Annotated in this window: 16 protein-coding genes; 7 read left to right on the top strand and 9 right to left on the bottom strand. The window is 74.7% G+C overall.

Annotated features, from left to right (window positions below):
* Positions 1-210: 210 nt before the first annotated feature.
* The 3 genes from AB0C84_RS37130 to panD form a co-directional block, all read right to left on the bottom strand.
* Positions 211-3762, bottom strand: a complete 3552-nt coding sequence (locus AB0C84_RS37130; RefSeq protein ID WP_361075346.1) for a serine/threonine-protein kinase — start codon at positions 3760-3762, stop codon at positions 211-213.
* Positions 3763-3865: 103 nt separating this feature from the next.
* Complete coding sequence (locus tag AB0C84_RS37125) at positions 3866-5434, bottom strand: AMP-binding protein (protein ID WP_361075344.1); 1569 nt, start codon at positions 5432-5434, stop codon at positions 3866-3868.
* Between the two features lie 2 nt (positions 5435-5436).
* Entirely contained in the window at positions 5437-5838 is a 402-nt protein-coding gene (gene panD, locus AB0C84_RS37120) for an aspartate 1-decarboxylase (RefSeq protein ID WP_179848592.1), read from the bottom strand.
* A gap of 73 nt (positions 5839-5911) precedes the next feature.
* Between panD and entS the strand changes: the two genes are divergently transcribed.
* The gene (gene entS, locus AB0C84_RS37115; protein ID WP_361075342.1) at positions 5912-7159 is read left to right on the top strand and encodes an enterobactin transporter EntS; all 1248 of its coding nucleotides are present in this window, start codon (positions 5912-5914) and stop codon (positions 7157-7159) included.
* Positions 7160-7166: 7 nt separating this feature from the next.
* Here the strand turns inward: entS and AB0C84_RS37110 are convergent, their stop codons facing one another.
* Genes AB0C84_RS37110 through AB0C84_RS37100 form a run of 3 tightly spaced genes read right to left on the bottom strand, consistent with a single transcriptional unit; the run spans position 7167 to position 12644 of the window.
* Positions 7167-10529, bottom strand: a complete 3363-nt coding sequence (locus tag AB0C84_RS37110) for an amino acid adenylation domain-containing protein (protein ID WP_361075340.1) — start codon at positions 10527-10529, stop codon at positions 7167-7169.
* Between the two features lie 52 nt (positions 10530-10581).
* On the bottom strand, positions 10582-11598 hold the full coding sequence (locus AB0C84_RS37105) for an iron chelate uptake ABC transporter family permease subunit (RefSeq protein WP_361075338.1): 1017 nt from the start codon (positions 11596-11598) through the stop codon (positions 10582-10584).
* Entirely contained in the window at positions 11595-12644 is a 1050-nt protein-coding gene (locus AB0C84_RS37100; protein WP_361075336.1) for an iron chelate uptake ABC transporter family permease subunit, read from the bottom strand. Before AB0C84_RS37100 ends, AB0C84_RS37105 begins: the two co-directional genes overlap by 4 nt.
* A gap of 125 nt (positions 12645-12769) precedes the next feature.
* Here AB0C84_RS37100 and AB0C84_RS37095 point away from each other — a divergent pair, with 125 nt between their 5' ends.
* The 6 genes from AB0C84_RS37095 (at position 12770) to AB0C84_RS37070 (ending at position 18103) form a co-directional block, all read left to right on the top strand.
* Entirely contained in the window at positions 12770-13438 is a 669-nt protein-coding gene (locus AB0C84_RS37095) for a TetR family transcriptional regulator (protein WP_361075334.1), read from the top strand.
* Entirely contained in the window at positions 13431-14333 is a 903-nt protein-coding gene (locus AB0C84_RS37090; RefSeq protein ID WP_179848586.1) for an ABC transporter ATP-binding protein, read from the top strand. The genes AB0C84_RS37095 and AB0C84_RS37090 overlap by 8 nt, the downstream gene beginning before the upstream one ends.
* Positions 14330-15967 carry an ABC transporter permease gene (locus AB0C84_RS37085; protein WP_361075332.1) on the top strand — a complete coding sequence of 546 codons (1638 nt, stop codon included), beginning with the start codon at positions 14330-14332 and terminating at the stop codon, positions 15965-15967. The genes AB0C84_RS37090 and AB0C84_RS37085 overlap by 4 nt, the downstream gene beginning before the upstream one ends.
* A 122-nt stretch (positions 15968-16089) precedes the next feature.
* Positions 16090-16485: an STAS domain-containing protein gene (locus tag AB0C84_RS37080; RefSeq protein WP_179848584.1), complete on the top strand. Its 396-nt coding sequence runs from the start codon at positions 16090-16092 to the stop codon at positions 16483-16485.
* A gap of 87 nt (positions 16486-16572) precedes the next feature.
* Positions 16573-17460 carry an oxygenase MpaB family protein gene (locus tag AB0C84_RS37075; protein ID WP_361075330.1) on the top strand — a complete coding sequence of 296 codons (888 nt, stop codon included), beginning with the start codon at positions 16573-16575 and terminating at the stop codon, positions 17458-17460.
* 13 nt (positions 17461-17473) lie between these two features.
* Positions 17474-18103, top strand: a complete 630-nt coding sequence (locus tag AB0C84_RS37070) for a TetR/AcrR family transcriptional regulator (protein ID WP_179848583.1) — start codon at positions 17474-17476, stop codon at positions 18101-18103.
* A gap of 21 nt (positions 18104-18124) precedes the next feature.
* Here AB0C84_RS37070 and AB0C84_RS37065 read toward each other — a convergent pair whose 3' ends face one another.
* The 3 genes from AB0C84_RS37065 to AB0C84_RS37055 all read right to left on the bottom strand — a co-directional run bounded on the left by AB0C84_RS37065 (position 18125) and on the right by AB0C84_RS37055 (position 22682).
* Complete coding sequence (locus AB0C84_RS37065; protein ID WP_361075328.1) at positions 18125-19894, bottom strand: ATP-binding protein; 1770 nt, start codon at positions 19892-19894, stop codon at positions 18125-18127.
* A 302-nt stretch (positions 19895-20196) separates the two neighbouring features.
* Positions 20197-20871 (bottom strand): response regulator transcription factor, encoded by a 675-nt coding sequence (locus tag AB0C84_RS37060; protein ID WP_258943080.1) that lies wholly within the window; start codon positions 20869-20871, stop codon positions 20197-20199.
* The gene (locus AB0C84_RS37055; RefSeq protein WP_361075326.1) at positions 20862-22682 is read right to left on the bottom strand and encodes a histidine kinase; all 1821 of its coding nucleotides are present in this window, start codon (positions 22680-22682) and stop codon (positions 20862-20864) included. Before AB0C84_RS37055 ends, AB0C84_RS37060 begins: the two co-directional genes overlap by 10 nt.
* Between the last annotated feature and the right edge of the window lie 288 nt (positions 22683-22970).

Raw genomic sequence — 22970 nt, 5'->3', positions numbered from 1 at the left:
CGGTCTCCTACCCCTACGTCCGCTTCCCGGAACAGCACCTGCCCCTCGAGGTGATCCTTTCGGCGGGTTCGGGGCGGGACGGGCAAGCCGATTCGGTGGTGGGAGCGTGAAACCGCCTGAATAGGTTGACGAAGGACTGACCAGAAGGCTCCAGGCACGCATTCATCGGATGGCTGGCCGGTCTTGTCGAGACCCGCGCGCTGGGCGACGTCAAGGGCAGGTGGGGCGGTAGTCGAGGGTGGGGAGGGCTTCTCGCCATTCCTTTCTGGTCAGGCCGCCGGTGGTGTTCTGGCAGAGGGCCGCTCTGGTGAGGGCGGGGGCCAGGTCGTGGGTGAGGAGGGTGCCGGCTTCGGCGGTGCTGGTGAGGGTTCGTCCGTCCGAGGAGAACGCCAGGGCGCCGATCTCGGATTGGTGGCCGGTCAGGGGCAGGGCGTAGGGGCGGCCGGATTCGACTTCCCACAGGCGGATCTGACCCAGTTCGTCGCCGGTGGCGAGGAGGGTGCCGTCCGGGGAGAGTGCGGCGGCCCTGACGTAGCTCTTGTGGCCGCGCAGGATCAGGCCGCGCGAGCGGAGCGTCCTGCCGTCGGTGAGGAGGACTTTCTGGTCCGCCTCGGTTCCCTCGGCGCTCACGATCGTCCGGCCGTCGCGGCTCATAGTGAGAAGGGTGTTGAGGAAGGTGTCGTCGCTTCTGGCCAGGACGCGGCCGGAAGGGTACTCGATCATGCCGGACTTGCCGTCCGTCATGAGGGCCTTGCCGTCCGGGCGGAAGACGATGCGTTTGACGAATGTGTCGGCTGAGGACGGCACCGCGCGAGTCAGCCGGAGTTTCTTCGCGTCCCAGAACTGGAGTTCTCCCGCGGTGCCGCGGCGGACCAGGAGGGCCAGGCCGCGGCCGTCCGGGGACATGGCCATGGCCTGGATCCTGTCGGTGGGCCGGGGCAGCGTCACGTCGCCGAGCTTGGCGAACTTCTTGGCGTCGGTGACGGTGACCGTGCGGGCGTTCTTGTAGATGGCGAGCCGCCCGCCGTCCGCGCTGAGGGCGAGGTCGTTGCCGTTGCCTGAGTACTCGTAGTCGGACGAAAGGTTGAACCCTCGGTTGACGGCCTGCTTTCGTCGGACGTCCCAGAAGTGCACGGAGCCTCCGCCGCGGTACACCATGGTCGACGCGTCAGCGGAGATGGCCGTGTCCTGGAACAGGCCGCTTCCCTGGACGACCTGGGTGCTCAGGAAGGTGCTGATGTCGAGGGACGAGACCTGGCCGGTCGCCGGTTCGACGCAGCGCAGCGCGCGTTTCTCCACGAAGCGGACCAGGGCGCAGTCCGCGGTCGGCGCGTAGCGGATCATGGGTTCGTCGGGGGTGGACTGGGTGGCGCCGCCGTCCTTGAGCCGCCACATGGTCCTGGCCTGCGCCAGGTAGCCGCCGTCGTCGCTGAAGGCCAGGGACGAGTAGGAGTTCGCGGGTCCGAGCCTCAGGTACTGCTCGTCCGCGCCGAGCTTCCAGAGGAGGATCTCTGTCTTCTTGCCCGCGGCCGGGGTGGCCGCGACGGCGAGCAGCGATCCGTCCGGGCTCAGTCTGGCCGCGCTGACGTACCTCCCCTTGAGCGCCTTGTCGAGGCGGGGCAGCGCGATCGTCGCCCTGGCCGCGAGTTGGTCGACGTGCACCGCGCCCTGCGGGGTGACGCCCGCGATGAGCTGGTCGCCGGCGTCGGCCGCGAGGATCTCGGCGCCGTCCTTCGGGCGCGTCCAGCTCAGCGGTACCCGCCGGAGGGTCCGCAGGTCCCAGACGGTGCGGGCGTCGCGGTTGCCGGCGAGCAGGAGGTGCCCGGAGGGGCTCAGGTCGATCCCGTCGAAGATCTTCGCGTTGGTGCCGGCCCTGCCGATGGGGAGCCTGCCGCGTTCCCTGCCGGACGAGGTGTCCCAGACGCGGGCCGTCCCGTCATCCGCCCAGGTGACCATGGTGCGCGCGTCGTCGGTGACGACGAGATCGAGGGTGTCGGTGCCGGTGATGGTGAACTGGTGCAGTCTGGCGTGGGAGTCGATGTTCCAGACACTGGCCTTTCCGCCGTCCACGACGGCGAGGACGCGGCCGCCCGGCGACGGCTGCCGCCGGGTCGTGGCGCTCACGCCGGGCGGGATGAAGACGTCGCTCTCCCACTGGTAGCGGAGCGCGACCAGCGCCTCCCGGGTCTCCTTGGTGTTCGAGAGGGCGCCGGCGGCGATGGCCAGGCGGCGGGCGGTCCTCGGGTCGCTCTTGCGGGTGGCCATCGCCACGGCCGCCAGGCGGCGGGCCTCCGCGTCGTCGCGCTGGCGGGCGACGGTGCGGCTCTGCTGGAAGACGAGGACGCCCGCGACGAGCGTCACCAGCAGCAGGACGGCGAGGACTCCGGAGACCGCCGTCCGCAGGGTGGACCGGCGGCGGACGGACGCGCGCCCGGCGTCCAGGAACGCCTGTTCCAGCGCGTTCGGCCGCAGCGCGCGGCTGCCGCCGACGGCCCAGGTCATCGCGCGTTCGAGCCGGGTCCCCTGGAGGAGGTCGCCGGGTTTGCGGCCGTGCGCGTCCCACAGCCGCGCTCCCTCGGCGAGTTCCTGGTGGACGTCCAGGCCCGGCCGTTCGGCGGCGGCCCAGTCGCGCAGCCGCGGCCACGCGCGCAGGAGCGCCGGGGAGGCGAGGGTGATGCGCTGCCCGTCCCAGGTGAGCAGCCCAGCCCGCGTGAACGCCGTGAGGACGGCGTCGACGACCGGTTCCGGCGTGCGGCCGTCGCTGAACTCGGCGCGCGCCGCCGGGCGGACGAGGTCGTCTTCGGCCGACACCATCCGCAGCAGGATCTGCGGGACGGCCTGCTGGGCCTCCGGGCCGAGGCTGCGCATCGCCTCTTCGGCGCGCTCGCCCAGCGGCAGGGACGCGGGCTTCGGCGCGCGGACGGCGCGGGCCTCCCGCTCGCCCTGCTCCAGAAGGTCCGCGTCGGGCCCCCCGCCGAGCAGGTCGAGGAGCAGGTCCGGGGCGTCGGGACGCCGTTCGGGGTCCTTGGCCAGCGCGGCTTCGACCATGGGCCGCAGCCGCTCGGGGACCGTCGCGGTGTCCGGTTCGGTGTTCAGCACGGAGTGCATCAGCTTGGGCAGGGACTCGCCGCTGAACGGGGTGCGGCCGGACGCGGCGAACAGGATCGTGGCGCCCCAGGCCCAGACGTCGACGGCGGGTCCGGGGCTCTCACCCTGGAACACCTCGGGCGCCATGTACCGGGGCGTCCCCTTCATCCCGGTCGCGCTCTGGGACATGTCCTCGGTGCGGGCGATCCCGAAGTCGATGACGCGGGGGCCGTCCGGTCCGAGCAGCACGTTGGCGGGCTTCAGGTCGCGGTGGACGACGCCCGCACGGTGGACGGTGATCAGCGCGGTCGCGATCCCGACCGCCAGCCGGTACAGGTCGTCCGGCTTGTACGGGCCGTCCTCGTCGACCGCCTGCTGGAGGGTCGGGCCCGCGACGTACTCGCTGACGACGTACGGGACGGCGTCGTCGAGGTCGACGGCGAGGACGCGCGCCGTGCAGAACTGCGAGACGCGCCGCACCGCCTCGACCTCGCGGACGAACAGGTCGCGGTGCGCGGCGGAGTAGTCGCCGTGGAGCGTCTTGACCGCGACCCGCACGCCGTCCGGGCCGTAGCCCTCGTAGACGACCCCCTGCCCGCCGGCGCCGAGCCGCCCCGCGAGAAGGTAGTCGCCGAGCTTGGACGGATCACCGGGACCCAGCGGATCGGGTGCCACAGACCTCTCCCACCTAATAGACATGATTGTCTATTAGGATGCCGACTCGGCCCGCGGCGTTCGCGCGAAACGGTGAACACCGGGCGACGAACCGGTGGCGGTCTTATCGGAGGCGGGCGGCGAGCGCCTTCTTGCTGATCTTCCCGACCGGGGTCCGGGGGAACGCGGGGGCCGTCTCCAGGCGGTCGGGGTGCTTGTAGGCGGCGACGCCCCGGGTGCGAAGGAAGTCCTTGAGCTCGCGCAGGCCGGGCGCCTCCCCGCCCTCCCTGATGATCAGGAAGGCGCAGGTGCGCTCACCCATCACCGGGTCGGGGACGCCGACCACGGCCGCGTCGTGGACCGCCGGGTGGGCCAGGAGGTGGTTCTCCAGCTCCTCGGCGGAGATCTTGTCGCCGCCCCGGTTGATCTGGTCCTTCTCGCGGCCCTCGACGATGAGGTGGCCGGACGGCAACTCCCTGACGAGGTCGCCTGTGCGGTAGAAGCCGTCCGGGGTGAAGGAACGGGCGTTGTGCTCGGGGGCGCGATAGTAGCCGCGGAGAGTGTACGGGCCTCGGGTGAGGAGCTCGCCCACTTCGCCCGGGGACACCTGCTTGCCGTCTTCGTCGACGACGCGGACCTCGTCGCCCGGGGAGAGCGGCCGCCCCTGGGTCCGCTCGATCAGGTCGCGGGGGTCGTCCAGACGGGTGTAGTTGAGGAGGCCCTCGGCCATGCCGAAGACCTGCTGGACCTGGCAGCCCAGGGCGTCCGGGATCTCCGCGGCGCGTCCGGCGGCGAGCTTGGCGCCGCCGACCTGGAGCAGATCCAGGGACGAGAGGTCCTCGTCCGACCAGGTCACCGCGTCCAGCCAGAGGAGGGCGATCGGGGGGACGACCGCGCAGACGGTGGCTCGCTCGCGCTCGATGAGAGGGAACGCCTCGTCCGGGGCGCCGGAGGGTGCGAGGACGACCGTGCCGCCCGTGGCGAAGACGCCGAGGATTCCGGGGCAGGCCAGGGCGAAGTTGTGCGCGGCCGGGAGGACGACCAGGTAGACCGTGCCACGGTCGAAGCCGCACAGTTCGGCGCTGGCCTCCAGGTTGTAGACGTAGTCGCGGTGCGTCCGGGGGATCAGCTTCGGCAGGCCGGTGGTGCCGCCGGAGAGAAGGAAGACGCCGACGTCGGACGGGTCGGGGGCGGGGGCCACTACCGGCTCGGCGTCGACGGAGGCCAGGGAGGTGAACTCCTCGGCTTCGCCTTCGACGATCACGTGGTGCACGGGGAGCGTGCGGGCCAGCTCGCGGTAGTCGAAGTCGCCGTCGCGGTCGGCGCAGAGGTAGGCGCGGGCCTCGGAGAGCTCGCAGAGGTAGCGGATCTCGCTCTCGCGGTGCGCGGGGAGCGCGAGCACGGGCGCGGCGCCGATGCGGACGAGGGCGAGGAAGGCGACGACGAAGCCCGTGGTGTTCGGAAGCTGGACGACCACGCGATCACCGCGGCGCAGGCCGAGCGCGAGGAGGCCGGCGGCGGTGCGGGCGGCGCGGGCGTCCAGGTCGGCGTAGGTGAGGCGGTCGTCGCCCGCGACCAGGGCGAGCGCGGCGGGATCGCCGCGCAGGACGTCCCCGAGGAGGCGGTCGGTCCAGTAGCCCTCGGCCTTGTAGCGGGCTTCGAGGCCGGCGGGCCAGGGGGTGACGCCGTCCACGGTCACCGCCCCGCGAGCTGGGCGGGGGCGCCGGGGACCGGCTCGGACGGGTCGGAGCCGAGGGCGACGATGCGGTTCGCGGCGTCGACGTGGACGACGCGGGGCTCGTGCCGGGACGGGTCCTGCACGCCCGCGTAGGTGATGATGATCACCAGGTCGCCGGGCTGGACGAGGCGGGCGGCCGCGCCGTTGATCCCAATGACCCCGCTGCCCGCCTCGCCGGTGATGGCGTAGGTGACGAGCCGGGCGCCGTTGTCGATGTCGACGAGGTGGACCTGCTCGCCCTCCACGATGTCGGCGGCGGCCATCAGGTCGGCGTCGATCGTCAGCGAGCCCACATAGTGCAGGTCCGCCTGGGTGACGGTCGCCCGGTGGATCTTCCCGTTCATCAGCGTCCGCTGCACGGCTCCTCTTTCTCACGATCAACTAAGGCTAGGCTAACCTTAGCTACTCGATCGGCAGAGGAGAACCCCGAGGATGCTCCGGCGACTGGTCATCGACGTCGGGCCGCTGCGCGACAGCGTGCCGTTCCGCAACGTGTTCATCGCCCGCACCGTCTCGGTCTTCGGGATCGGCATGCTGGCGGTGGCCCTTCCGGTGCAGGTGTACGACCTCACCGGGTCCACCGTGCATGTGGGCGGGGTCTCCGCCGCCGAGGGGTTCGCGCTCCTCGCGGGCTTCCTGTGGGGCGGGGTGCTGGCCGACCGGCATGACCGGCGGCGCCTGATGCTGCGGGCGCGCGCGGCGGCCGGGATCGGGTTCGTCCTGCTGGCGCTCAACGCGTTCCTGCCCTCCCCCTCGCTGGCCGCCCTGTACGCGCTGGCGGCGTGGGACGGTCTGATGACCGGCGTCAGCATCACCGCGCTGCTGGCCGCGACGCCCGCGCTGGTCGCACCCGACAAGCTCGTCGCGGCGGGGGCGCTGAACGCGCTGACGGTCCGGCTCGGGTCGATGGCCTCCCCCGCGCTCGGCGGGCTCGTCGTGTCGGCGTTCGGAGTGGGCTGGAACTACGCGGCCGCGGCGGCCGGGACGCTCGGCACCCTCGCGCTACTGACCGGGCTGCCGCCGCTCAAGCCCGCCGCCGTGGAGGGGGCGGACGCCCATCCGCTGAAGTCCGTCTGGGACGGGTTCCGCTTCGTCGCCTCGCACCGGGTCGTCGGGTCGCTGATGCTCCTCGGGCTGCTGTTCATGGTCGCCGGCGGCATCCCCGTCCTGATGCCGGCGTTCGCGATGCGGAGCCTGGACGGCGGCGCCACCACGGTCGGGCTGCTGTTCGCGGCGCCGGCGTGCGGGGCGGTGCTGGCCTCGCTGACGAGCGGCTGGGCCGGGCAGGCCCGCGCACCGGGCCTGGCTCTGCTGGTCGCGTCCGTCTCCGGGTTCGTCGCGCTCGCGTGCCTCGGTCTGGCCCGTCACCCGGCGCTCGCCGTCGCGATCCTGTTCGTCTACGGGTTCGTCCAGTCGATCGAGGAGATCCTGCGGTACGGGCTGATCCAGTCCCACACGCCCGACTCGCATCTCGGACGGGTGAACGCGCTGTGGTCGGCGCAGGAGACGGGCGGCGGCGCCATCGGATCGCTCGGCGCCGGGGCGCTCGGCCGGTACCTCGCCCCGGGCGCCGCCATCGTCCTGTACGGGACGGTCAGCGCCGTCCTCGCGCTGGCGCTGGCGCTGACCCTGACCGGGCTCCGGTCCGCGACGCTGCGGCCGGAGCCCGAGCCGGGCTGATCCCGGCTCACCCGAGGCGCGCGGTCAGCTCCTCCTCGGTCATGGCCTCGACCTCCAGCCAGATGGCGGCGACGGATTCCAGGCGTCCCGGCGTCTCCTCCAGCTCGGTGAAGCGGCGGCAGATCCGCGCGACCGTCCGCTCGGCGAACAGGACGCGGACGGGCAGCGCCGTCGTGTCGAGGGCCTCGCGCAGCCGCGCGAGCACGGTGGTCGCGAGGACGGAGTCGCCGCCGAGGGCGAAGAAGTCGGCGTCCGCGCCGACGCGTTCCCTCCCCAGCACCTCGGCGGCGATCCGGGCCAGCACCTTCTCCAGTGACGTTTCGGGCTCGGCGTGAACAACGGTCGCCTCACCGGCCTCGGCCGCGGCGAGGTCCGTGAGGGCCTTGCGGTCCACCTTGCCGTTCGCGGTGAGCGGCAGCCCGTCCACGCGCACGAGCAGTTCCGGGACCATGTGCGGGGGCAGCAGGTCGCGGACGCGGGCGAGCACGGCGTCCCGGTCGGTGCCAGTGGGCGCCGCCACGGCGGCGGCGAGCCGGCCGCCGGCCAGGAGCGCGACGGCGCGCTCCACGGCGGGATGGTCGCGGAGCGCGGCCTCGACCTCGCCGAGCTCGATCCGGAATCCGCGCACCTTGACCTGGTGGTCGCGGCGGCCCAGGAACTCGATGGTCCCATCGGGGCGGTAGCGGGCCAGGTCGCCGGTCCGGTACCAGCGCGTGCCCTCCCGGAGAACGAACCGGTCGGCGGTCCGTGACGGGTCGCCGACGTAGCCGTCCGCGACACCGGCGCCGCCGATCCACAGCTCGCCGGTGACCCAGTCGGGGCGGTCGCGGCCCAGCTCGTCCACCACCCGGCACGCGACCCCGCGCAGCGGCACCCCGTACGGGACGGCGTGCCAGTCGGCCGGTACGTCGCCCGCGACCTCCTGCACCGTGGAGTGGATCGCCGTCTCGGTCGTGCCGCCGAGCGCCGCGAAGCGGCAGCCCGGCGCGTTCTCCCGCAGCAGCCCGGGCAGGTGCGTCCCCACCCAGTCGCCGCCGAGCAGGACGAGCCGCAGGCTCTCCGCCCGGCCCGCGCGCAGCAGCATCTCCAGGACGGACGGGACGCAGTTCAGGACGGTCACCGACCAGCGCCGCACCAGCTCGCCCCACCGGGCTGCGTCGCGCCGCTCGTCCTCGCCCGGAACGACGACCGCGCCGCCCGCGTGCCAGGCGGCGAACAGGTCGAACACCGACAGGTCGAAGTCGAGCGCCGAGACGGCGAAGGTGACGTCGTCCTCGCCGATCGCGAATCGCTCGACCAGGTCGCCGATCGTGTTCATCGCCGCGCCGTGCGAGACCTCCACGCCCTTGGGCTCCCCGGTCGAACCGGAGGTGAACAGCACGTAGGCGACCTGGTCGGGCCGCACCGCGAGCGGCCCGGGCAGCGGATCGGCCTCGGCGACGCCGCCCGGGGTGAGCGAGGCGGCGACGCCCGCGCTCGCGCGGATCCTCGCGCGCCGCGCCTCCGGCTGCTCGGGGCCGATCGGGACGTAGGCGGCGCCGGTCGCCAGCACGCCGAGCACGGCGGCGGCCTGGTCGGGCCCCTTCGGCAGTTCGATCGACACCCGGTCGCCGGGGCGGACCCCTTCGGCCGCCAGCGCCGACGCGATGCGCAGGGCGCGGCCGGCGAGCTCGCCGTAGGTCATCGTCCCGTCGTCGCCCCAGTGCAGGGCCGGGGCGCCCGGACGGCGCGCGGCGTGATCGAAGAAGCCCTCGGTCAGCGTGCGCGCCGGTGGGGCGGGCGTGGCGTTCAGCCCGTGCCTGACGCGGAGCTGCGCGGGCGTGGCGGCGATGGCGAGGGGCGTGTCCCAGGCGGCGCCGGGCGCGCCGAGCCGGGTGACCGCGGCGGTGTAGGCGTCGAACATCGCCTCCGCGACGCCGTCCGGGAACGCGGGCAGGCGCACGTCCCAGTTCAGCAGCAGGCCGCCGGACACCTCGGTCACCTGCGCGTCCAGCAGCACCTGCGGGCCCTGCGAGATGATCCAGCCGGGTTCGCCGAACAGCTCGCGGACGCGGTCGCCGAACAGCTCGCCGAGGTTGAGGGCGCTCGTGTAGACGATCGGGGCGAGCACCTGCTCCCCGCGCAGCCGCGACAGGTCGCGCAGCACCTCCAGCCCCGAGTAGTCGCTGTGCGCGCCGGCGGTGTGCAGGTTCGCCTGGAGGGCGCGGGCGCGGGCGACGAACGGAAGGTCCTCGGTGAGGTCGGCCTCCAGCATGATGGACCCGGTGAAGTCGCCGACGACCTTGTCGACGTCGGGGTGGACGGGCTCGCGGTGGAACAGCGGCAGGTTCAGCAGGAACCGCGGCGTCGCCGACCAGGCGCCGATCACCTCGGCGAACACCGCCGCGAGCGCCATGGCGGGGGTGACGCCCTCGGCGTGGGCGCGCGCGATGAAGCGGTCCTTGCCGTCCGGTGGCAGCCAGTGGTGCCTGCGCTCGACACGGTTCCCCGGCCGGGGGACGACCGGCAGCTCGGGCGGTCCGGGGAGGTCGGCGAGCCGGTCGGCCCACCAGCGGCGGTCGGCGGCGCGGGCCTGCGCGCGGGGGTCGTCGGCGAGGTACCGGGCGTAGCCGTAGCGGATCGGCGCGAGCGCCTCGCCCTCGTACAGCGCGGCGAGGTCGGCCAGCATGACGCGGTAGCTCATCGCGTCGGCGGCGACCATGTCGACGTCCAGGTGGAGGCGCGCGGCGCCGCCCGGGAGGAGGCTGAGCCGGGCGTCGAAGACGCGGCCGTCCTCGATGGGGAGCCGCTGCCGCGACATCTCGTCCCGGACGCGCTCCAGCTCGGCGCCCGGGTCGTCCGGCGAGCACAGGTCGTGGACGGTGACGAGCGGCCCGGGACGTTCGGGCAGAATCTGCTGCGTCCCGTCGTCGCGGATGGTGGCGCGCAGCATCGGGTGCCGCCGCACGAGCGCGCCCACGGCCGCCTCGAAACGGGACGGGTCGATCGCGCGCCCGTCCAGCTCGACGTACAGGTGGGCGGCGACGGAGCCGAGTTCCTGGCCGGAGTCGCGGCCGATCCAGTACGCGTGCTGCATCAGCGCCAGCGGGAAGGGCTCGCCGGATTCGGCGGCGGGCTCGCCTGCCTCCGGGGCGGGCCGGGCCGAGGCCTCCACCTGGCCCTTCTCGGCGAGCAGGTCCCACCACCCGGCGAGCGTCGGACGTTCGGCCAGCTCGGCGAAGCGGATCTCGATGCCCTCGCGCCGGAGCCGCCCGGTGAGCTGCATGAGCCGGATCGAGTCCATGCCCAGCTCGATGAGGTTGTCGTCCGCCTCCGCGCGCTCGCCCAGCACCTCGGCCAGCGCGGCGTGGAGCTCATCCCAGGTCAGCACGGAACTCCCTTCAAATTAGGTAAGGCTAACCTAATTGCGGTGATCCGCTCCGTCAACGCCGACCGGGCACCGACAGCAGCCACGCCAGGTACACGCCGCCGAGGACGCCGGTGACGACGCCGACCGGCACCGCGACCGGCAGGTGCAGCGCGACGAGGTCCGCGCTCGCCAGCAGCGCGGCCCCGGTCAGCGCGGCGGGCAGCAGCTGCGCGCCGGGGCGGCGGGTCAGCCGCCGGGCGAGCTGCGGCGCGGCGAGCGCCACGAACGGGACGGGCCCGGCCGCCGCGGTCGCCGCCGCGACGAGCCCCACCCCGGCGACCGTCAGCAGCGCCCGCGTCCGCTGGACGGGCACGCCGAGCGCCCGCGCGGCGTCGTCGCCGAGCTCGCCCATGCCGAGCGACCGGGCCGGCAGCAGCGCCGCGGGGACGAGCACGGCCAGCGCGAGCGCGAGCGGGACGGCCTGGCTCCAGTCCCTTCCGTTGAGGCTGCCGGTCAGCCAGAACGCGGCCTCGTAGGCGTCGCGCAGTTCGGCGCGGGTGATGAGGTAGGAGTTGAGCGCCTCCAGCATCGCCGCCGCCGCGACGCCGATCAGCACCAGCCGGACGCCGTGCACGCCGCCGCCCCGGCGGTAGGCCACCAGGTACACCGCGAGCGCGGTCAGCACCGCGCCCGCGACCGAACTGGCGGTGATCGCGACCGCGCCGCCGCCGAACACCAGGATCTGCAGCAGCGCGCCGGTCGCCGACCCGGTCGTGAAGCCGATGAGGTCGGGGCTGCCGAGGGGGTTGCGGGAGATGCTCTGGAAGATCGCCCCGGACAGGCCGAGCGCCAGACCGGCGAGCAGGCCGGTGACGGCGCGGGGCAGGCGCAGGGTCGTGACGATGAACTCGGTGGCCTGGTCGCCCCTGCCGAGCAGGACGCGCACCACGTCCGGCGGCGCGATGGGGAACTCGCCGGAGCCGACCACGAGGACGGCCGCGCAGGCGGCGACCGCCGCCAGCACGCCGCAGACCGCCGCCGTACGCGGCTCCCATCGCAGCGACGCCCCGGCCGCACGGATGACTCTCATAGGTCGCGCGTCCTCCCCCTGCGGACCATCACCGCGAACAGCGGCGCCCCGAGGAACGCGGTGACGATGCCGGTCTCCAGCTCTCCGGGCGCGACGACGCGGCCGAGGATGTCGGCGCCGAGCAGCAGGACGGGCGCCAGGAGCAGCGAGTAGGGCAGGACGAGCCGCTGGTCCGGGCCGACCGCCGTCCGGACGACGAAGGGGACGGCCAGCCCGAGGAAGGTGACGGGCCCGGCCGCCGCCGTCGCGGCCCCGCACAGCAGCACCACCGCGAGGGCCCCGAGCGCCCTCGTCCGGCCGGGGCTGGAGCCGAGGGCGCGGCCCGCGTCGTCGCCGAGGCCGAGGGCGTTCAGCGGGCGGGCGAGCGCCAGCGCCAGCAGCGTCCCGGCGACGATGAACGGCAGGACGCGCAGGAAGACCGGCATGTCGCGGCCGCCGAGCGAACCGACCTGCCAGAACCGGAAGCCGCCGAACGTGCGCGGGGTGAAGAGCATCACGCCGGCCGTCATCGCGCTGAAGACGGCGTTCACGGCCGCCCCGGCGAGCACCAGCCGCGCCGGGGAGGCGCCGCCGCGGCCCCGGGCGCCGATCAGGTGGACGAGGACCGCCGCGCCCGCCGCCCCGGCGAACGCGGCCCACACGTAGACGAGCAGGTCGTCGACGCGGAACGCGGCGATGACGAGGACGACCGCGAGGGCCGCGCCGCCGTTCACGCCGAGCAGCCCCGGTTCGGCGAGCGGGTTGCGGGTGAGCGCCTGCATCACCGCGCCCGCCAGCCCGAGCGCCATGCCGACGGCGACGCCGAGGAGGGTCCGCGGCAGCCGCAGCTCGTGGACGATCAGCTGCGCCCGGGAGCCGTCGTCCGGGGAGAACACCCCGGGAAGCACGTCCGCGATCGGGACGTCACCGGCGCCGATCGCGAGGCTGGCCGCGACCGTCAGCAGCAGCGCCGCCGCGAGCAGGGCCGTCCCGCACGGCTGCGCGCCGCGCGACGGCCCCTGCCGTTCCGGGGATTTCGGCGGGCGTTCTCGCGCGGGGGAAACCACGAAGTAAGGCTAGCCTAAGCTAACTCACTCCCTCAATCCCCGCCGCACCCTCTCGCACCCGTCGCCAATACAGACGTATGGTATACATGCATATTGGAAGCCGGACATCTGTATTGGAGACGAGAATGGCGAGGACCGCCGCGGGCCCGGCGCCCGAGGACCTGACGGCGCGGGCCAAGATCCGTGACGTGGCGCTGCTGCAGTTCGCCGAGCACGGCATGAAGGGCGCGACGTTCCGCGGGATCGCCGAGGCCGCCGGGGTCTCGGTGGGGCTCGTCCAGCACCACTTCGGCTCGAAGGAGGAACTGCGCGAGGCGTGCGACGCCTACGCGCTCGACACGGTCCGCGACCTCAGCTCGACGTCGGCCGGCCGGGCGATGGGCGACCCCGGTTTCCTGGCCGCGGCCGTCCAGGCCGACCTTCCCGTGCGGCGCTACCTGGCACGCGCGCTCGTCGACGGCTCGGCGGCGGCGGCCCGCATGTTCGACGACCTGGTCGCGGTGACCGAGCGGTACATGGCGGATCCGCCGCCCGGAACCTTCGCGCCCACCACCCGCGACGCGCGGGCCTACGCCGCCGCGATCGTCGCGATGACGACGGGGATCGAGGTGCTGCACCAGCACCTCAGCCGGGTCCTCGGCGCCGACACCTTCACCCCCGAGGGGTCGCTGCGGCTGCGCCGCGCGGTCCTGGAGATCTTCGACGACCGCCTGCTCGAACGGGAGACCGTCGCCCGCGCCCACGCGGCGATGGACCAGTACGAGGCCGGTCTCAAGGGAGACGACGATGAATGACGTGGTCCGGGCCGAGGGCCTGGTCAAGACGTTCGGCCCGACGCGCGCGCTCGACGGCCTCGACCTGCGCGTGGCGACCGGCGAGGTGCACGGGTTCCTCGGCCCCAACGGCGCCGGGAAGTCCACGACCATCCGCGTCCTGCTCGGGCTGATGCGCGCCGACTCCGGGGACGCGAGCCTGCTCGGCGGCGACCCGTGGCGCGACGCCACCGCCCTGCACCGCCGCATCGCCTACGTCCCGGGCGACGTCACGCTGTGGCCGAACCTGTCCGGCGGCGAGGTCATCGACCTGCTCGGGCGGCTGCGCGGCGGGCTCGACGGGAACCGGCGGGACGAGCTCCTCGACCGCTTCGAGCTCGACCCGAAGAAGAAGGGCCGCGCCTACTCCAAGGGCAACCGGCAGAAGGTCGCCCTCGTCGCGGCGTTCGCGTCCGACGCGGAGCTGCTCATCCTCGACGAGCCGACCTCCGGCCTCGACCCGCTCATGGAGGAGGTCTTCCAGGAGTGCGTGCGGGAGGAGAGGCGCGACGGGCGCACCGTCCTGCTGTCCAGCCACATCCTCAGCGAGGTCGAGGCGCTCTGCGACCGCGTCACCATCATCCGCAAGGGCCGGACGGTCGAGACCGGCACGCTCGACGAGCTGCGGCACCTGACGCGCACCTCCATCCACGCCGAACTCGCCGCGGCCCCGGACGGCGTCCCGCTGCCGGGGGCGCACGACGTCCGCATCGACGGCAACACCATCACGTTCGAGGTCGACACTCCCGAGCTGGACGCCGCGCTCAAGGAGCTCACCCGGATCGGCGTGCGGACCCTGTCGAGCCGGCCGCCCACGCTCGAAGAGCTGTTCCTGCGCCACTACGAGGACGACCTCGCCAGGGAGACCGCCAGATGACCGCCACGACCCTGCGCGCCCCGGCGCGGGCCGCCGGCCGCGACGGCGGCCTCACCGGCACCGGCATGCTGCTGAAGAGCTGGCTGCGCCGCGACCGCGTCATGATGCCCGCCTGGATCTACGGGCTCACCGCGCTCGTCTCCAGCACCGTCTACAGCCTCAAGCACGAGTACGACACGCCCTCGGCGCTCGCGGGCTTCGCGCGCGGCATCAACGACAACCCGTCCACGCGGGCGCTCTACGGGCCCGTCCTGAACGACGGCAGCGTCGCGGGGCTCAGCGCGTGGCGGGTCGGCGCGACCGGCGCCGCGTTCACCGCGGTGATGTGCGTCCTGCTCGTCGTCCGGCACACGCGGGCCGAGGAGGAGGCCGGCCGGCTGGAGCTGGTCGGCGCCGCCGCCGTCGGGCGCCGCGCGCCGCTCACCGCGGCGCTCCTGACCGCCGTGACCGCCGCCGGGACCCTGGCCGCCGCGGCCGCGCTCGTCATGATCCTGTTCGGGTTGCCGGCGGCCGGCTCGGTCGCGTTCGGGCTGTCCTGGTTCGGCGCCGGGCTGGTGTTCTCGGGCGTCGCGGCGCTCACCGCCCAGCTCGCCGAGACCTCGCGCCTGGCCAACGGGCTGGCGCTCGCCGTCCTCGGCGCGGCCTACCTGCTGCGCGCCGTGGCCGACGCGGGCTCGGCGCACTGGCTGTCGTGGCTGTCGCCGATCGGCTGGGCGCAGCGCCTCCGCCCGTGCGCGGACGAGCAGTGGGCCGTCCTGCTGCTCCCTCTCGCCGCGTTCGCGCTGCTGGTCGCCGCCGCCTACCTGCTGACCGAGCGCCGCGACCTCGGCGCCGGGATCCTCGCGCCGTCCCTCGGCCCCGCGCACGCCCCGCCGTCCCTGCGCGGCCCGTTCACCCTGTGGTGGCGGCTCCAGCGCGGGACGCTGCTCGGCTGGGCCACCGGGTTCCTGGTGTACGGGCTGGCCATCGGCGGCGTCGCGGACGGCGTCGGCGATCTGGTCAACGGAAGCGACGCCGTCCTGAACGACATCCGCAAGATGGGGGGCCAGCAGGACGTCGCGGACGCGTTCCTCGCCACGGCCATGGGTCTCATGGCGCTGTTCACCGCCGCCTACGCGGTGCAGAGCGTCCTGCGGCTGCGCGCGGAGGAGAGCGGCGGGCGCCTGGAGCCCGTCCTCGCGACCGCCGTCGGCCGGACCCGCTGGGCCGTCGCCGCCCTGGCCGGCACCGTCGCGGGGACGGTGGTCATGCTCACCGCCACCGGGCTGGCCGTGGGCCTGGTCCACGGCGGCCGATCGGGCGACCTGGCCGGTCAGCTCCCCCGCCAGCTCGGCGCGGCGCTGGCCCAGCTCCCGTCGGTCTGGGTCGTCGCCGCGGCCGCGATGCTGCTGTTCGGGGCGCTCCCCCGCGCGGCGTCCGCCGCATGGGGCGTCCTCGCGGCCTTCCTGCTCCTCGGCCAGGTGGGGCCGCTGCTCGGCCTCCCGCAGGCGGTGATGGACCTGTCCCCCTTCACCCACACCCCGAAGCTGCCCGGCGGCGGCGCCGACCCGCTCCCGCTCCTCGCGCTGACCGCGGTGGCGGCCGTCCTGGCGGCGGCCGGACTGGCCGCGTTCCGCCGCCGCGACGTCGCCTGACCTTCGCCCTCGGGGGTTTCCCGGGCGGGCGCCGGCAGGTCCGCCCGGGAACCCGCATGACCTCCCCTTTCATGGGTACTCCGCAGTCTTGCGCAATCTTGTGACTACGGGAGGTGATCGTCATGTCCATCGGAGCCGGCGAGACGCCGGAGGGAACCCCCATCGATCCGTTGCGGGTCCGCAGCGACGTCCGCGGGCCCTGCCTGCTGGTCGAGGCGGAGGGAGAGCTCACGATCCTGACGGCCGACGCGCTGCGCGAGCACGTCCTGGCCGACATGCGGGCCATGAGCGGTCCGCCGCTGATCGTCCTGGACGTGGGCGAGGTGAGCTTCTGCGACTCCTCGGGACTGAACGCGATGATCACCCTGTGGAAGGCCGCCCACGGGGCCGGGGGCGAGCTCGTCCTGGCCCGTCCGGAGCGCCGGTTCCGCACGATCATCGAACGCAGCGGCCTGGACCGGCACCTCATCGCCCACCCGACCACCGAGCAGGCCCTCGACGCTCTCTCCGCACGCTGAACCCGCCGTCCGCGCCCCGGGCCCTTGCCCCCGCCCTTATACGGTGATACGAGATTCGTATCATCGTCTCACCACCGGCGAGGGCCCATGCGACGCCCCGACTCCCCGCCCCCCGCCCCCGCGGACACGCGACCGGCGGGCGCGATCCCCGGCCCGTCCTCGCTGACCTGGCGGTACGCGGGTGACTGGCGCGGCGTGTTCACGAGCAGATCCACCCTGCTGCTCCAGGTCGCGCACCCCGTGGTGGGCGCGGGAGTCGCGGACCACTCCGAGTTCCTCGGCGACCGCTGGGGCCGCCTCACGCGCACCCTGGAGTCGACGTTCGACTTCCTCGGCTACCGGGGCGAGGAGCGCGGCCGGAAGGAGGCGGCGCGGCTCCGGGAGGTCCACAAGGACATCAAGGGAGTCGACGCCGACGGGCGCCGCTACCACGCGCTGAACCCCGAGGCCTACCTCTGGGTCCACGCGACGCTCTACCACGGCATGCTGCGGACGCGGGAGCTGTTCGGCCGCCCCGCCGGCCCGGTCGAGGAGGCGACGCTGTTCCGGGAATGGCGCGACCTCGCGCTCGCCCTCGGCATCACCGGACGCCACCTGCCGGACGGCCCGGCCGCCTTCCGCGCCTACTTCGACGGCATGGTCCAGGACCGGCTCGAACGCAACGCGACCGTCGAGCTCCTCATGCGGCTCGACCGCGAGCCGCTGCCGCCGCCCCCGTCGTGGCCGCTGCCGAAGGCCGCCTGGACGGGGATCGCGCTCCCGCCGACGCGGCTGCTGCGCGCGACCGGCATCGCCGCGCTCCCACCCGTCCTCCGCGCACGGTTCGGCCTCCGCTGGACGGCGTCCGACCAGCGCCGCTTCGAGGTCTTCGCGCGCGGCGTGCGGCTCGCCCACACCGCGGCCCCGGCCCCGCTGCGCCTCTCCCCCGTCGCCGCCCGCGCCGTCCGCTCGGCCGGGCGGGCGCGCGGCGGCTAGAGTCGGCCGCACGATGACGAGCGACGACGAACTCCTGCGGAGCCTGCTCACCGGCGGCCCGCAGAGCGAGCCGCGGACCGACCGCATCCTGGACGCCGCCCTGCGGTCCTTCGAGACCTACGGGCCGCGCCGCACCACCATGGACGACGTCGCGCGCGAGTCCGGCCTCGGCCGCGCCACGATCTACCGCCGCTTCCCGACCAAGGGCGACCTCCTCACCGGCGTGCTGCTGCGGGAGGCGCGTCGCTTCTTCGCCGAACTGGACGAGGCCGTCGCGGCGCTGCCCACCCTGGAGGAGCGGCTCGTCGAGGGGTTCGCCGTCGCCCTGCGCATCAGCCGCGAGCAGCGGCTGATGACCCGCCTCATGGTCGTCGAGCCCGAGCTGTTCCTGCCGCACGCCACGGTCAGGGCCGGGCCCCTGCTCGCCGCCGCCCGCGGCTACCTCGCCGGCCGGCTGCGCACCGCGCAGCGCCTCGGCGCCGCCCCGGCGGACGTCGACCCCGAGGTCGTCGCGGAGATCCTGGTCCGCCTCACGCACTCCCTCGTCCTCACCCCGGACGGGCACATCCCCCTCGACGACGCGGGCGCGCGCGACTTCGCCCGCCGCTACCTCCTGCCGATCGTCCGCAACGCCCCCGCCTGACCGCGCGGCACGCCCGCCGGGTCAGGCGGCGCCTCCGGACGGCAGGACGATGCGGACCGTGGTGCCCTCGCCCGGCGGGCTCTCGACGGTGACCTGGCCGCGCAGCGCGCGGACGCGGTCGGTGAGGCCCGCCAGGCCGCCGCCCGGGTCCGGGGCGGCGCCGCCGACGCCGTCGTCGCGCACCTCGGCGGCGATCCCGTCCGGCCCCGGGCGGACGGCCAGGTGGATCGCGTCGGCCCGGGCGTGCTTGACGGCGTTGGTGAGGGCCTCGCAGAGCGCGAAGTAGAGGGTCGACTCGATCTCGGGCGGGAACCGGCCCGCGGGCATGTCGAGATGGACGGGGACGGCCGTGCGGGCCGCGACCAGCTCCATCGCCGGGCCCAGCCCCGCGTCGGCGAGGATCGCCGGGTGCATGCCCCGGGCCAGGGCCTCCAGCTCGGCGACCGCCTCGGCCAGCTCGCGACGGCAGGTCCGGGCATGCTCGCGGGCGCGCGGGTCGGCCGCCGCGTCCTCCAGCCGGGCGAGCATCTCCTCCAGGGCGTGGAGCCGCTGCTGCGCGCTGTGCTTCAGGTCGGCGGCGAGCCGCTCGCGCTCGGCCGCCTGGATGCGCACCAGACGCTCGCGCGCCTCGCGCGCCCGTTCCAGATTGGCCTGCGCGGCGGCCTGGAGGCGCACGGTCTCCAGCGCGCGGCCGCCCGCGACCAGCGCCGCCTCGACGAGCGGCTCGTGGTCGCCGAGCGCGGCGTCGAGGTCGACGATGGCGAGGGGCTCGCCGCCGGACGTGCGGACCCGGTGCCGCCGGCGTCCCGCGGCGCCTCCGGCGGGCGCGGCGCGCATGCGGCGGCCGTCGACGTCGACGTAGCCGCCGTCCGCCCACATCCACAGGTCCAGGGCGTCGTCGCCGAGGACGGTGCGGAGCGCGTCGCGGACGCGCGCCACCGAGAGGGGGCCGACGAGCAGGCGCTGCATCCGCTCGGCGACGGTCAGCTCGGCCAGCCGGGCGCGCAGCGCGGTGCCGAGGAACGCCAGCGGCAGCACCGTGGCGAAGACGCCCTGGAAGAGGTAGACGTCCAGGACGTCCGCGAGCTCCGCGTCGCTGCCGATGAGCGTGCTCTGCACCACCAGGGCGCCGGAGACGCCGAACGTCACGGCGATCGCGACGGGGACGGTGAGCGCGCGGTCCAGCCGCCCCGTGCGCGGCAGGCGGGCCACCAGGATCACCACGAGGGCACCGGCGAGCAGGGTCATCGCGGCGGCCAGTCCCCGCTGGACGCCGTGGAACACCTCGTGCTCGGGACGCAGCGCCGGCCACGCCACCGACGCCGCGAAGCCGTTCCAGGCCGGCCGGGAGACCGCGCACAGCAGCGCCTGCCCGCCGACCATGATCACGACGGCGGCGGCGGTCCACAGCCTCGCGGCGGCGCCCTCCAGCCGCCCGGCCGGGTACAGCAGGACGCCGACGCCGATCGCGGCGAAGAACACCGACTGCGCGAACACCGACACCAGCGGCGCCGCGCCGGTGTTCCAGGCCGCCGCCCAGGTGACGGCCCACGCCGCGGCGGCGGCGACGAACGCCGCGCCGGTGCGCCGGCCGGTCCGCCCCGCCGCGAACAGCCCGCCCGCGACGGCGAACCCGCCGCAGCAGACCAGGGTGACCGCGGCGGCGGCGGGCTGGGCGCGCCAGTGCGGCCAGCCGCAGGCCAGCGCCGCGCCCGCGACCGCCGCGCCCGCGGCCAGGGCACGGCGGACCCGTGCGCCGAGCCACGGCGGCCACCGGAGGACGGGCCTCACCGCGATCCTTCCGTTGTCGTCCCGGGAAACCACCGCCCCGGAAGGGGGGTTTCCCGGATGTGCGCGCAGGGCGGCGCCGGGAGCATGGGAACGTGCCGGGAACGGCCGCGTCACGAGCCCGTGCACGGGCCCGTGGTGCCTCGCGGTGGCGTGCGGGGGCCACCACCGGGGTCACCTGACGCGACCGGACTCGCACAGGCAGTTTTCCCCACCGCCGTCGTTCGGCGCGAGGGCCTGTTACCCGATCGATGCGCGGGACGCGGGTGGCGGCGACGGCCACGCGCCGGGGTGTCCGGTTCCGGTCAGCGGGTCTCGGCGGCGCGCAGCCAGGTCAGGACGGCGAGCACGCGCTTGTTGCTGTCCTGGGGTCCGGGCGGCCCGCCCGGCGTGGTGATCTTGAGCTTGGCGAAGATGGCCCGCACATGGTCCTCGACCGTCCGGGCGGACAGGTGCAGCCGCCTGCCGATGCCGGCGTTGGAGTGCCCCTCCGCCATCAGCTCCAGGACCTCCCGCTCGCGCCCCGACAGCCGGGACAGCTCCTGCTCGCGGTGCCGCGCCTCGACTAGCCTGGTCACCACGTCGGGGTCGATGACGACCTCGCCGCGGATGACCCGCTCCAGCGCCGAGCGCAGGTTCTCCACGTCCGTGACGTGGTCCTTCAGCAGGTATCCGACGCCGCGCGGCCTGCCGCGGAACAGCTCCATCGCCTGCGGGGTCTCATTGAAGGCCGACAGGACCAGGACGCCGAGGCCGGGATGGCGCTCCAGGAGCCGGCGCGCCGCGACGACGCCCTCGTTGGTGAACGTGGGCGGCATGTGCAGGTCGACGATGGCGACGTCGGGCGGGTCGTCGGCGACGTGCGCCAGCAGCTCCTCGCCGGAGGCCGCGGACACCACCACCTCGATCCCGACCGTGGTGAGAAGGGTGACCAGAGCCTGCCGGAAGATTCCGCTGTCCTCCGCCACGGCTACTCGCATGGCAGGTCCATCCTTACCGTCATGCCCGCGCGGGGGCCGCCGCCGACTTCCATCTCTCCGCGCAGCGCCCTGATCCGGCCGGAGGGACCGGCCAGGTCGGCGGCGGGATCATCGGCGGGGTCACCGGGGCGGGCGCCGTCGAGCCCCACCTCGGCCACCACCCGCCCGTCCTCCTCGCCGACCCGTACGAAGACCCGGGTGGCACACGCGCGCTCGACAGCGTACGACAGCGTCTCGCACAGCGCGGAGTAAAGCGTGGACTCGATCTCGCGGGAGAAGCGGCGCGGCGTGACGTCGAGCGCGACGCGGGTGCCGAGCCGCTCGGCGACGACCTCCAGCGCCGGGCCGAGGCCGTCCTGGACGAGCAGCGCCGGCTGCACCTCCCGGGCCAGCGCCCGCAGCTGCGCGAGGGCCTCCTTCAGCTCGGCGCGGCAGGCGCGGGCGTGCTCCTTGACCGCCGGGTCGCCGGTGACGGCCTCCAGCGTGCCGAGCATCGCGCCGAGCGCCAGCAGCCGCTGCTGCGCGCCGTCGTGCAGGTCGCGGGCGAGCCGCGCGCGCTCGGCGGTCTCGGCCCGCACGAGGCGCCGGTAGGCGGCCCTGACCTGTTCGAGGCCCGCGTGCACGCCGGCCTGGAGCTGCGCGGTCTCCAGTGCCCGGCCGCCCGCGACGAGCGCGGCCTCCACGAGGGAGCCGTGGTCGCGCAGCGCGCCGCCGAGCTCGACGACGGCGAGCGGTGCCCCGGCGGCGCCGCGCACCCGGTGCCGCCAGCGCCCGCCGTCGCCCGCCGGAGCGTCGTCCGCCGGGCCGTCGTCCGCGCCGCCGGTGTCCGGGTCCAGGTCGACGGGGCGCCCGGCGGTGTCGACATAGGTGCCCTCCGTCGGCGCCCAGAACCAGAGCTCCAGGGTCGGGTCGTGCAGGACGTCGCGCAGCGCGTCGCGGACCCGTTCCACCGACACCGGGGCGGTCAGCCGGAGCATCCGTCCCGCGACGGTCAGCTCCGCGAGACGGACCCGCAGCCCGGACGCGAGCAGCGTCAGCGGGACGAGCACGACGACCGCGCCCTGGACCACGTAGACGTGCAGCAGGTCGTCCAGCGGGATCGACGCCTCCATGATCGGCTTCTGCGTGAACGCCGCCGAGACGCCGACGAACCCGATCGCGACCGTCACGGGCAGGGCGAGGAGGCGCCGCAACCGGCCCATCCGCGGCAGCCGCAGCAGCAGGACGACGGCGAACGAGAGGGCGAGGAGGAGGTAGAGCGCGGCGGAGACCTGCAGGACGACCTTGAAGACCTCCAGGTCGGGGTAGAGGGCGGGCCACCACACCGACTCGCCCCGGAACGCGGCCCACTCCGGCTCGGACGTGACCCACAGCGCGGTGGGGCAGCCCCACAGGACCACGCACGCCATGACCGTCCAGATCCGGTCACCCAGGTACTCCAGCCGCCCGCCGGGGTAGAGCAGGACGCCGACGGCGAGCGCGAGGTAGAAGTCGGCCTGGGCGTAGGGCGACATGATGGGCCCGACGGTCGCGTCCCAGCTCGCGGCCCAGTTGACCGCCCAGAACACCGACGCGGCCGCGAACAGCAGCCCGGTGCGGCGGGTGCGCGGCCCGGTCGCGAGCAGCACGCCCACCACGGCGATGGCGGCGCAGCTGACCAGCGTGATCGCGGCGGCGGCCGGATGGTCGCGCCAGTACGGCCAGCCCGCGAGGAGCGCCAGCCCCGCGACCGCCGCACCGGCGACGAGGGCGCGCCTCGTCTCCGTCCCGAACCACGGCGGCGACCTGCGCCTGCGTGGCGCGGAAATCACCACGACCATCCTTTCCATGCTGGGACCTCGGCCGGCGTCCTGCCACCGCGAACCCACGGGACGCGGGTCCGTGCTTTCCCGGGGGCCGCGACGGCCGCGCGCCCCCGCGGCGGGCGCACCGGCATCCTCCCCGACACCGGGCCCGCTCCCGAAGGGCGTTATCCGATCGATGCGCGAGCCGTTCCGGCGGTGCCGTCCCGATCGCGCGCGGCGGCCGGGCGGCAGCGCGACGAGGCGGGGGGGGGGGCCCCCCCCCCCCGCCCGGCCCCCCCCCCCCCCCCCGGCAAT

Origin of the sequence: Actinomadura sp. NPDC048955, assembly GCF_040649435.1 — a bacterium.
Classification (GTDB): domain Bacteria; phylum Actinomycetota; class Actinomycetes; order Streptosporangiales; family Streptosporangiaceae; genus Spirillospora; species Spirillospora luteofluorescens.
Note: the sequence above shows the minus strand (reverse complement) of the source record. Positions and strands in the feature narration are given on the sequence as shown.